We start from the raw sequence: 10,792 nt of genomic DNA on the forward strand, positions 1-10,792 counted from the left end.
TCAGAGCCTTGGCAGCAGCACGTAGAGGCCAATGACGTCCACCGGTTCGACGCCGGTGACGCTCACCTGCGCTTGCGATCCGAGGACGCGGCGCACCCGGCTATGGTCCTCGGCGAGACACGCGGCGCGCTCGGCGGCGAAGGCGTTCAACGCGTTCATGCGCGCCGGCAGGGTATCGAGGGCGGCTGCGATCTCCCGCGCCTTGACCGCCTCGGCGAGGTCAGCGCTGTCGGCGTCGAGCAGGGCAAAGGCGCCGGGGCCTTGGGCGATGGGCGTGCCGGACTTGCTGAGCGCCACGGCTGCCGCCTCCTCGGCCATCTGGAAGCGCGGCGCGCCGAGCCGGCCGCGGCTGTCGAGCCGGTGACGCAGCCGCAAGACGAACAGGTGCGTCACGCGCTCGACGCCCGCAGACTCCCAGGCGCCGATCCTGGGCAGCACCGCCGGGTCGCCTTTCTCTTCGCCCGCCTCCAGCGCCTCCTCCAGGAACGTCTCGGCGAGAACGCCCGGCAGCGGGTGCGTGCGGTGTAGGGCGGTCGCGCGCGCCGGCGCTTTGGGGCCGAACGCCAGCCGCACCGGCGGCGGTTCGGCGACGTCCTCGACCAAGCCTTCGGCGATCAGCCGCTCGCGCAGCATCGGACTGTTGACAGCCAATGACGCCCGCCATGTGCCGTCCGACAGTCGCTGCGGCGCCCGGCCGAGGCGGATGAGGGCGCGGGTGACGAAGCGCTCGGTGTCCTCGGCGCCGCCCAGGGCGAGGCGGGTCGCGTCCCACTCGGGCGCCACCTCTTCCGGCTTGAGGGTGCGCTGCGCAAACACCGTGCGCGAGCGCTTCTCCTTCTCCGACGCGTTGGTCCAGGCGACGTCGAAGGCGCGCGCCTCCGGCATCTGCAGGTCGAGGGTCAGCTGGCCGCGTGCGCGGGCGTGCAACAGCACCTTCGACATCAGCGCCTGGGTCAGGCTGCCGTCCTGGTCGGGCAACGGTACGCGGACGCCGGTCTCCTGCTCGATGCGCCGTGCCTTGCGCAGGATGACGTCGAGCACGGCGCCGTCGACGGGGTTGTTCTCGCCATAGATCAGGACCGTCCGGACCAGCTTCGACGGTTGGCCGAAGCGGTCGATGCGGCCCTCGCGTTGCTGGTGCCGCGTCGGGTTCCACGACAGATCGTAGTGCACGACGGCGTCGAACCAAGCCTGCAGGTTGACGCCCTCGGACAGGCAGTCGGTCGCGACCAGCACCCGGCGGTCCGCCGCCTCGGCCAGCGTCTCGACCCGGGCCTCACGTTCGTCGGACGGCAAATCGCCGGTGACCGTCGCCACTTGGACGTCGTCCAGGTCCCGCGCCAGGCTCGCGCCGACGGCCTCGGCGGTGGCGATGAAGCGGCAGAACACGACCGGGCGGAAGCCCCCGGCGATCAGGCCCTGCACCGCCTTCAGCAGGCAGGCGTACTTGGGATCGCGGCGGGGGTCGTCGGCCAGCCGGTCGGCCATGGCGATCAGGCCGGCGAGCCGGGGATCATCGATGGCCGCGCCGGGCTCCACGTCATCCTCGGCCGCCTCCTCGTCGTCGAGGGCGCGGGCGGCCATCGCCGCTTCCTCCTCGCCATTGATGTCAATGACTGCGCGGGTCCGGAGCGCGCGGGCGGCCGCGGCGGGGCTGGAGCCGACGCAGCGCATCAGTGCCAGCGTTCCCCAGAACGCAAGTCGACGGCGGCGGTCGCCATCGGCGGCGTCGACCACGTCGGCACAGTACGCGAGCACGTCATTGAACAGCCGCTCGTGGCCGCCCGACAGGCGGTACGCCAGATCACTGGTCTCCCGAGCCGGGAACAGGTCGGGCTCCCGCCAGTCGGCGATGTCGGCCCGACGGCGCTGGATGAAGTGCCCGGCGAGTCGCTCGCGCATGCGCCGGCGTTCTGCTTCGGCGGCCTGGCCGATCAGGGTGAAATCTGGGTCGAGCAGGCCGAGCAGATTGTGAAACGCCTGCTCGTCGCCGGAATGCGGGGTCGCCGTGAGCATGATCATGTGCTTCGGCTTTTCCCGGTCGGCGGCGAGGTCCCGTAACAGGCGGAAGCGTTGGTGGCGGGCGCGGCCGCCGCTGACGCACGCGTGCGCCTCGTCGATCACCACCATCTCCGGGCAGGCGCGCAGGAAGTCGTTGCGTCGACGGTCGCTCTTGATGAAGTCGAGGCTGACGACGGTGAACGGATAGGCGTCGAACACGCTGACCGTGTCGGGCAGATCTCGCTCCAGTCGCGCCGCGCCGGAGGCGGTCACCGCCATGGCGGAGAGCGCAAACTTCTCCTCCAGTTCGCGGGTCCACTGGTCGACTAAGTGCGGCGGGCACAGTACGGCGAAGCGTTCGATCTCGCCCCGATCCAGGAACTCGCGGATGATCATGCCAGCCTCGATGGTCTTGCCGATGCCGACGTCATCAGCGATCAAGAGGCGCACGGTCTCGTGCCGGAGCGCCATGAGCAGCGGCGCCAGCTGATAGGCCCGCGGCTCGAAGGCGAGACGCCCGGCGCTGCGGAACGGCCCCGCCCCCCGGCGCAGCGACAGGCGCAGCGCGTCGCGCAGGAGCTGCGCGGCCTCGCGACCGCCGGTGCGGTCGGCTGCGGGTGCGGGAAACGTGGCTCCCGTGATTGGCTCAATTTCTAACTCGGGTTGCAGCACCTCGATTTCAGCCTCGGTGCCGCTGAGCGGGCGGACGCGCAGGCCGTCGTCGGCGCCCAGAACGACCCATTCCCGGCCGCGGGCGCGGACCAACTCACCGGGGGCGAAGGCGCGCGCCTGTGCGGTCATCCGGCGCCTTCCAATTGGCGAGCGAGTTTTTCAAGCGCAGCGGTGCGTGCCGCCCCATCGGACGGCAGGATCACGACCGCAAGGCCGCGGTCTTCCAAGTCCGCTGATCGAGCAGCCGCGGCGCTGTCGGCCTCGACGGCGACAATCCTCTGGTTGCGCCAGACCAGCGACACTTCGATCCCGTCGAGTCGGAGCGGTTCGGCGTCCGGCGGCGGCAGGCCATCGGCCACGGCGCCTGGAAGCGGATCGGTCTCCGCTTGGCTTGAGGCGAATTCGGCGGTCAGCAGCCGCAACAAGAAACGGCGCAATGCCGTCAATCGGCGGTCAATGTCGGCATGGTCCGGCTGGTTGTAATATGAGAGCAGGCACTGGTAGCAGCCGGCGACACAGCGCGTGTCCGGCGCGTCAGCCAGCACCTCCGGCCCGGCGGTGATCGCCGCGTCGATGCTGACGTCGGTCAGGTGGATGGACGTCAAGGCGTCGCGGGCCACGGCGCGGAACTGATCGATCTCGCGCACCAGACGCCCGAGCGCGCCGGCGCCGCCCTCCGCAGCCTCGTAGAAAAGGAGGGCGTTGCGGTCGGTGCGGCTCGGCGTCGGCTCCCCCAGGATCTCCCCCTCTTCTAGCTGGAAGTTGGCCTCGATGCCGCGGGCGAGCGCATGCTGCAGGGTCACCATGAGGGCGCCGGCATCGTCGCCGGCTTCGGCGCGCAGGGCGGCCGGGAAGCGGATCATCAACGCGTTCTTGTGGTCCTCGACCACCGGTGTGATGCGCTGGGGCTGTTCTGCCGGCGCCGGATCGTTGCCCTCGCCGGCGGACCGGCCAAGCCAGCGGCCGGTGCGCGGATTGATCAGGAACCCCACTTCCGCCTCGTCACGGCGGCGGCGCAGACCGCGGTTGATGCGCCGGATCCGCGCTGCCGGCGCAAACGTGACGGTAGCGAGCGGGGCGCCGGTGGCGTCGACAAGATCGACGTCGACGCGGCTTGCGTCGGCCGGCATGTGGACGGTGGTCTGAAGGTCGAACCCCTGACGGCGGCGCTCTTCGTCGTTTGCGGTGATCCGCTCGGCGGGCCGGGTGCCGACGTTGTCGATGCGGAACAGGTCGCGGGTCACGTGGGCCCTGGCGAGCGGGTGGCCGCACACGTGACAGGACTCGCGGTCCTCCTCGTCGTGGCCGGCGCCGCAAGCCGGGCAGATGGTCGTCGCGAACGTGATCAGGCGACCGTCGGCACTGCCGCCGGCTCCCAGCATCGCCTTGTCGACCCGGTATGCGCGCCCTTCGTGATAGACGAGGCTGCCCGGACCGAACTCGGAAATGGCGAGGAAGCGGGCGCGCTGCAGGTAGCGGTCGCGCGTGTGGTCGGCGCCTCCCGGAATAAAGGCCATCAACGGGAGACGCGGGAAGTTGTAACCGGGGAGAAAGCCTTCGGTCGCGAGAAAGCGATAGACGTAAAAGTCGGAGCCGACATTCGCCGAGCCGCCGAGCAGAAGCGAGATCTGTCCCAGTGCTTGAGCCATGCGGGTTTGCGCTGCTTTCCGTTCGTACTCGGAAATCGAGTAGTCCTTGAGCACGCGGTCGGCGTCGTCGCGTTGCGACTCGGCTGCGGCGAACAAATCGCGCCAGCGCTTGAAGGCGCCATCGAAGGTCTCGGCTGCGTTTCCTGCCAGCCCGATAGCATAGGCGTCGACACCATCGAACCAGCGGACCGTGGAGAGTTCGGGCGCAAGGGAGTCGAGCACGGCAGCCATAGCCCTGGCACCGGCCTTTGTCGCTTCGGGCGACGCGACGACGCTGCGGGCGTTCTCGGACAGGGGGCGGTTCGGCGCCGACATGTCCAGGTTCTCGGGGATGTTGGGGTTGAGCTCGAAGCCCGTCGCGGCAAGCCACTCGGCGTGCAGGTGGCTGTCTACGAGGTCCTTGTTGGCGAGATCGATGGTCGGGGCCTTGACCACGCCCGCGACCATCGCCGCCGCGTTGTTGAAGAAGTACTGATCGTGGGGGCTCTGCGCCGCGCAGTAGGTAAGGATCAGGGCCGCCTGACCGCTGCGCCCGGCGCGACCGCTGCGTTGCACGTAATTTGCTGGCGTCGGCGGCATGTTGCGCAGATAGACGACGTTCATCGACGAGATATCGACGCCGAGTTCCATGGTCGGTGAGCAGAACAGGGTCGGCAGGAATCGCCTGTCCTCCGACGCTTCCTTCAGGTCCGCCTGTTTCTCCTTCAATAGCCCTTGGTCGTCGTCGCCATAACGGAAGCGGGCCTCGCGCATCTGACGGATGAACGGATCCACCTGCGCGGTGTGCTCCCGCCCCTCGAAGCCAAACAGCGCCTGCCCGCCGCCGGCGAGCATCTGGGCGACGGCGCGATAGAGGTCGCGAAAGAATGCGTTGGGCCGTTCCGCCGAATCGTCACCGGCGCCCGCGCGGAAGATCACGACGTTGGCGTTGAGCCGCCAGCCGGCGCCGCCACCGACCGGCGACGGATGCGACGTGATCAGACCGTAGGCCCGCGCCGCGCTGATCAAGCCGTCGATGATGTCTCCGACCTGCTTGGGCTGCGGCAGCGCGCCGTTGAAATACAGCTTGCGAAGGTCCCGACCGAGGGCACTGCGGGCGCTGCCGCGCAGCAGATAGGCTTCGTCGGCGAGTTTCATGTCCTCACGCCGCGGCGGATCCACCATCAGCGTCGTTGCGCCTCGCACCCGGTCCTCGGCGATCGACCAAGGCGCCTTGACCGTCGTCCGCATGCGCCCGGCCAGTGCCTCGACCATCGTCCTGTCGAGGGCGTCGGTCTCGATCGCAAGGCCCTTTCGGAACGTGTCGAGAAGAGTGCGCGCAGCGATACGGCGCTCCTCGGGACTGGCCGAGGCGAGCGGCTCGGCGTTCGCGAATTCGGCATCGTCCGCGCACATGTCGTCCAGCGACACGTAGTCCGCGTGGAGCAGGCCCAGCTGTTCCAGGTTCGGGTTGGTGAACCGCCAGCCGCGCCGCTGATCGATCCAGAAGCGATGGGCAAGGCCTTCGCGAACGGCTCTCTCGGCATCCATCCGCCCGGCCCCCTTGATGTCCGGTTCCTCCATCCACTCATTTCGGCGCTCGACGTTATCCGCGAAGAACCCGAGGGCCGTCTGGATCGCGAAACCCACCTTGTCGTGGGTGAGGCCCTCCGAATCTGCTGCGTCGAGCGCGGCAAGGATCGCGCTCCGAAGCAGCGTCACGAAGATAAAATCGTTGAAGTGGCCGGCCTGCAGCGCCGCATCCTGGCGGTTGTCGGTGAACGCGAGGAGCTTGCGCTGTTCCGGTCTGAGGGCCGATGCGCCGACGTCGTGCATCCACCGTAAGACCTGAGCCACCAACACGGTGGTTGCCGAGCTTCGGCCCTCGGCGCTCAGAGACGCCAAACGGTTGATGTCGCGCGTCGCGTCCGTGTGGTAGTCCCCGCAGGCGGGGCAGAACTTGAACCGTCCCGGCATGAACCAGACGCGGATCCCCCCAGCGCCGACGGCTCCGTCCGAGGAAACCTCATAAAGAGCCGCCTGCGCTTTTCGGAAATTGGCCTTGACGCGGACCTCCCCGCGTTTCGTCACTTCCTGCCACGGCTCGGGGTAATCCTCGGGCGCCCCGCCGAACGAGAAGTCGCCGTCGGCAGGCTCGGGCATCAGGAAGCCCCAACGCCTAGTACCCAAGTCCGGATCGTCATCGGTTTCGACGGGGACGTCGTCGATCTCCCGTTTCTCGAAGCGGATCTGTCCTCGGCGCTCGGTCTGAAACACCGGATGATGTTCTTGACCGCACTTGCGACAGAAGTGGGCCGGGAACAACAGCTTCTCGGGGTGTTCGGGATCGTAAACCTGTCCGTCGAAAGTCACCGTCCGCACACCGGGCGGATCGAGGGTCGTGTACAGCCGCCCGGCCCCGCTGATCAGTTGGTGCAGACGGAACGCGAAGAGTGGTCCATTGAGGCCACCGTCGACGCCGCGGTCGCCTTCGCCCAAGCTGTAAGCGAGAAGCGCCTCCCGCAGCGCTCGTTTGCAGGTCTCGACGGCAACGCCGCTGTCGTCCGCGAGCAATCTCTCGGCCTCGTCCAAGGACATAGGCCGTGCCCGCTCCGCCTTGACGTCGACATTCCTGAGGCCGAGTCGCGTCTCCACCCAGATCGCCAGCGGATCTCCGGCAAGATCAGCATTCGTTCGCCCTCGGTGAGCCCCCGGTTCGGCCGCTCGCTTCACAGTGTCGCGGAGGCCTCCGAGTCCCTGGCTCGCCGACCGCGACGGATCCGTGACGCGCTTGAGCGACTCCGTGATCACATCGTCAACTCCGATCGCGGTGCCGAAGATCCGAGAGGCGACATCGGCGACCGCGCGCTTGCGCTCGTTCTCATCCTCGGCGCTCGACATCGTCGCCGACGTTCCGATTGCAATCGGCGGTCGTTCAGGAGGGCAGACTCGCGCCTTCAGCCTGCGCATCAACAAGGCAATGTCAGCGCCCTGGCGGCCACGATAGGTGTGCAATTCGTCCAGGACAATGAACTCAAGCCCCCGGCAATTCTCCAGAACCTGTTGGTCGAGCTCGTTCTGCCGAGTCATGAGCAGTTCGAGCATCATGAAGTTTGTGAGCAGAATATCGGGGGCGCGGTCGCGGATCTTCTTACGATCCTCGCGCGATTCCTGTCCGGTGTAGCGAGCAAAACGGACCGCTCCATCGTCGCCAAGAAACTTCCGAAGCTCCTCTCTTTGGCTGTTGGCGAGCGCATTCATGGGGTAAACGACAATCGCTCTCGTTCGCACGGTGGGATCACGCCGTTTGGCTTTCAGAATTGCGTCGACGATGGGAATGAAGAAGCAGAGCGACTTGCCCGAACCGGTGCCCGTCGTCACTACGTAGCTTTTGCGCGAAAGTGCGATCTCGATCGCCTGAGCCTGATGCCGATGCAGCTTCAGAGACGGATCGGCGTCGTTCGGTACCCCATCCGGCGCACGGAATATGGCCGCCGTTTCGGCACTGATGCCGGGCTCCCCGACAAGCTGACTGAGACGCCCGCCGCTCGTGTAGTGAGGATTGACCTGGACCAAAGGCGCTGGCCAGAAGCGTCGGCTGCCATATCCCTCATCAACCTTTTTCCGGATTTCCGCCGACCGAATGGCGACGAAGGATCGCGAGAAAGCTTCGTACTCGCGAACCAGCGATCCGCTCAGGTTGAAGACGTCCATGGCGCATTCCTCTCGCGGCAGATGTTCTGCCGCGTTTTACATTCAGACGAGAGCGAGAAGTCCCCCCGCGGAGCATGGTGGTTCCGCAGCCTGTGCCTAACGATCGGTAGGACGCCGGAGTACCAGGATCGCTCTCGACGTCGATCATAGTGAAGCGTTTCGGTTTGGGCTATTAGGGCTTAACAAGTTACCTGCCGGCCGCCGTCTTGTTCCGTTCCTCGCCCAGCACCGCCCCCGCAATCACCGACGCCACGCTCTTCCGCCGCCGCCTTCACCGGATCGGCGGCGAGGTCGGCGTAGCGCGCAGTCGTCTGCACCTGCGCGTGTCCCAGAACCTTGCCGATGAACGGCAAGCCCTGGCCGGCGGCGACGGCGGCCGGGGAAAGCCACTGCGTGCGCCTCCGAGCAAACCGCCGGTTGAGCGGGGCAGGGAACACGTTACCATGCGCTCCGCGACAATCTGGAGGCATTGCTCATGATATCGGATGTGCCTGTCTGGCTGATCACCGGTTGCTCGAGAGGTCTCGGGCGGGAACTCGCGCTGGAGGTTTTGAAGCGCGGATACCGTGCCGTGGTCACCGCGCGAGACACAGCGACAATCCAGGACTTCGCGGGCCGCTATCCGGACGCGTGCCTTGCGGCCGAGTTGGATGTGACCAACGCCGAGCAGCGGCGGGCCGTTGTGAGGAGCGCAGAGGCCTGGTTCGGCAGGATCGACGTCCTGGTCAACAACGCAGGTTACGGGTATCTCGCGGCGCTCGAGGAGGGGGAGGACGATGAAGTTCGAGCGATGTTCGAGACCAACTTCTTCGGACTTGCCGCGCTCACGAAGGCGGTGCTCCCCGGCATGCGGACGCGCCGGACCGGGCACATCCTCAATGTCTCGTCGGTCGGCGGGCTGATCGGCCTGCCGGGGGTGGGTTACTACAACGCCACGAAGTTCGCCCTGGAGGGCCTGTCGGAGGCGCTTGCGGCAGAAGTCGCTCCGCTCGGCATCCGGGTCACCATTGTCGAACCGGGACCGTTCCGCACCGATTGGGCGGGAGCGTCCCTCAGGACACCCAAGGCGTCGATCCCCGACTACGCCGAGACCGCCGGGGCTCGCCGCAGGGCGATCCAAGGCTACTCCGGCAAACAGCCCGGTGATCCGGTCCGTGCTGCGGACGCGATCATCAAGGCGGTCGAGGCGCCCGAGCCGCCGCTGCATCTCCTGCTCGGGCGGATCGCGCTCGACATGGTGCAGGCCAAGCTCAAGACTTTCACCGCGGAAATGGAGCGGTTCCGCGATCTCAGTCTCGGCGCCGACTTCCCCGCTGAGGAAAGGTAGAGATCACTCGTTAACGACGGCCTTCCCGGCTTGCTTTCCCCGCAAGGAGTTGGCGATGGTTGACGACACGCTCTCCGCTGCCGCCTTCACCGGATCGGCGGCGAGGTGGGCGTAGCGCGCCGTCGTCTGCACCTGGGTGTGGCCCAAGAGCTTGCCGATCATCGGCAGGCCCTGGCCGGCGGCGACAGCGGCCGATGCGTACGTGTGGCGAAGATCGTGGATACGGACGTCATTGAGCCCGGCGCGAGCGCGCACCCGCTCCCAGACGGATTGAAGGCCGTAAAGATGGGTGCACGGTTTCTTGCCCCAGACCACCCATGGGTTGCCGGGAAGCCGCGCCGCGGTGCGCAGGACATCGAGCGCCGGCTGGCCGGGGTAGACGACCTTGGCGCCGGTCTTCGAGTCCGGGAGATTCAGGACGCCGGCGTCGAAATCCACGTGCTCCCACTTGAGCGTCAGGATCTCGCGAAGCCGGCAGCCGGTGAAGATGAGCAGGCGAACCGCGATCAACGCCGACGGCATTTCCACCCGCTCGGCCTCCATCTCCGACAGCACTTGGCCGACAAGGCGCAGTTCGGCCGCGGAGAGAAACCGCTCGCGGCTTTCTTCCCGGTACTTCTTGATGTGTCGGCACGGATTGCTGCCGTCCGGCCGCAGCCCCCACAGCTCGGCGAGATTGAACATCTTCGAGAGGATGGCGAGGCAGCGGTTGGCGAAGTACGGCACGTCCCGGTACTTGTGGCGGAAGCGGGCGATTTCCTCGCGGCTCACCTCAGCGACCGGGCGCCGGCCGAGGAACGGCAGGATGGCTTTCTTGAGGGCCCTCCGGTACTCGGCCGCCGTCAGGGGCTTGAGGTGCACGGCGATGTGCTCGGCATCGAACCGCATGGCAAGCTCTCGGAAACTAAGCGCGTCGCGGTGGTCCTCGCGGTCGGCGAGCGGATCGCGGTTGTCCTCGATCGCGGCGAGGTGCGCGATCGCCATGCCGCGCGCCTTGTCCGGCGTGATCACTCGGGTGTAGCCGAGGCTCATCGTGCGCGAACGGCGGCCGATGCGGTATTGCAGGACGAACGTCTTGCGGCTGCTCGGGTGGACGCGCACCCCGAAGCCGGGGATGTCGCCGTCCCAGAGGATGTACGCCTTCTCCTTCGCCGGCGCCGCCTCGATAAACCGTTTGGTGAGCTTGCCCATGCCCGCGTTCCGATCGACAGTTGGCATCCCGATGCGGCGGCGGCGTTTCCTCCCGAGTCAGCACTAAGTCAGCAATGAGCGAGGAAATTCGTCGTAGCCGAGCGCAACGGAGCATGCCGCGCCGGCTCACGGAAGTCAACAATATCAGTGAGTTAGCGTATTTCTGCGTAATCGCGCGTAAAGGAGCGAAGTCCTGGCCCTCGCACTACGGATCAGAAGGTTAGGGGTTCGAGTCCTCTCGGGCGCGCCAAAATATGGC

At 67.0% G+C, this 10,792-nt stretch carries 4 protein-coding genes and 1 pseudogene; 1 reads left to right on the plus strand and 4 read right to left on the minus strand.

Annotated elements, in window-relative coordinates:
* The 3 genes and pseudogenes from NFW05_RS06480 to NFW05_RS06490 form a co-directional block, all read right to left on the minus strand.
* Positions 1–2,802: a DEAD/DEAH box helicase gene (locus NFW05_RS06480; protein ID WP_295303915.1), complete on the minus strand. Its 2,802-nt coding sequence runs from the start codon at positions 2,800–2,802 to the stop codon at positions 1–3.
* Entirely contained in the window at positions 2,799–8,015 is a 5,217-nt protein-coding gene (locus NFW05_RS06485; RefSeq protein WP_295303917.1) for a DEAD/DEAH box helicase, read from the minus strand. Before NFW05_RS06485 ends, NFW05_RS06480 begins: the two co-directional genes overlap by 4 nt.
* Before the next feature lie 179 nt (positions 8,016–8,194).
* Positions 8,195–8,389, minus strand: a pseudogene (locus tag NFW05_RS06490) (integrase); the annotation flags it as partial.
* Positions 8,390–8,490: 101 nt separating this feature from the next.
* Between NFW05_RS06490 and NFW05_RS06495 the strand changes: the two are divergent.
* Positions 8,491–9,342, plus strand: a complete 852-nt coding sequence (locus NFW05_RS06495) for an oxidoreductase (protein WP_295303919.1) — start codon at positions 8,491–8,493, stop codon at positions 9,340–9,342.
* A 3-nt stretch (positions 9,343–9,345) separates the two neighbouring features.
* Here NFW05_RS06495 and NFW05_RS06500 read toward each other — a convergent pair whose 3' ends face one another.
* Positions 9,346–10,533 (minus strand): site-specific integrase, encoded by a 1,188-nt coding sequence (locus NFW05_RS06500; RefSeq protein WP_295303921.1) that lies wholly within the window; start codon positions 10,531–10,533, stop codon positions 9,346–9,348.
* Positions 10,534–10,792 lie beyond the last annotated feature (259 nt).

Origin of the sequence: Accumulibacter sp. (genome assembly GCF_023806625.1) — a bacterium.
GTDB lineage: Bacteria > Pseudomonadota > Gammaproteobacteria > Burkholderiales > Rhodocyclaceae > Accumulibacter.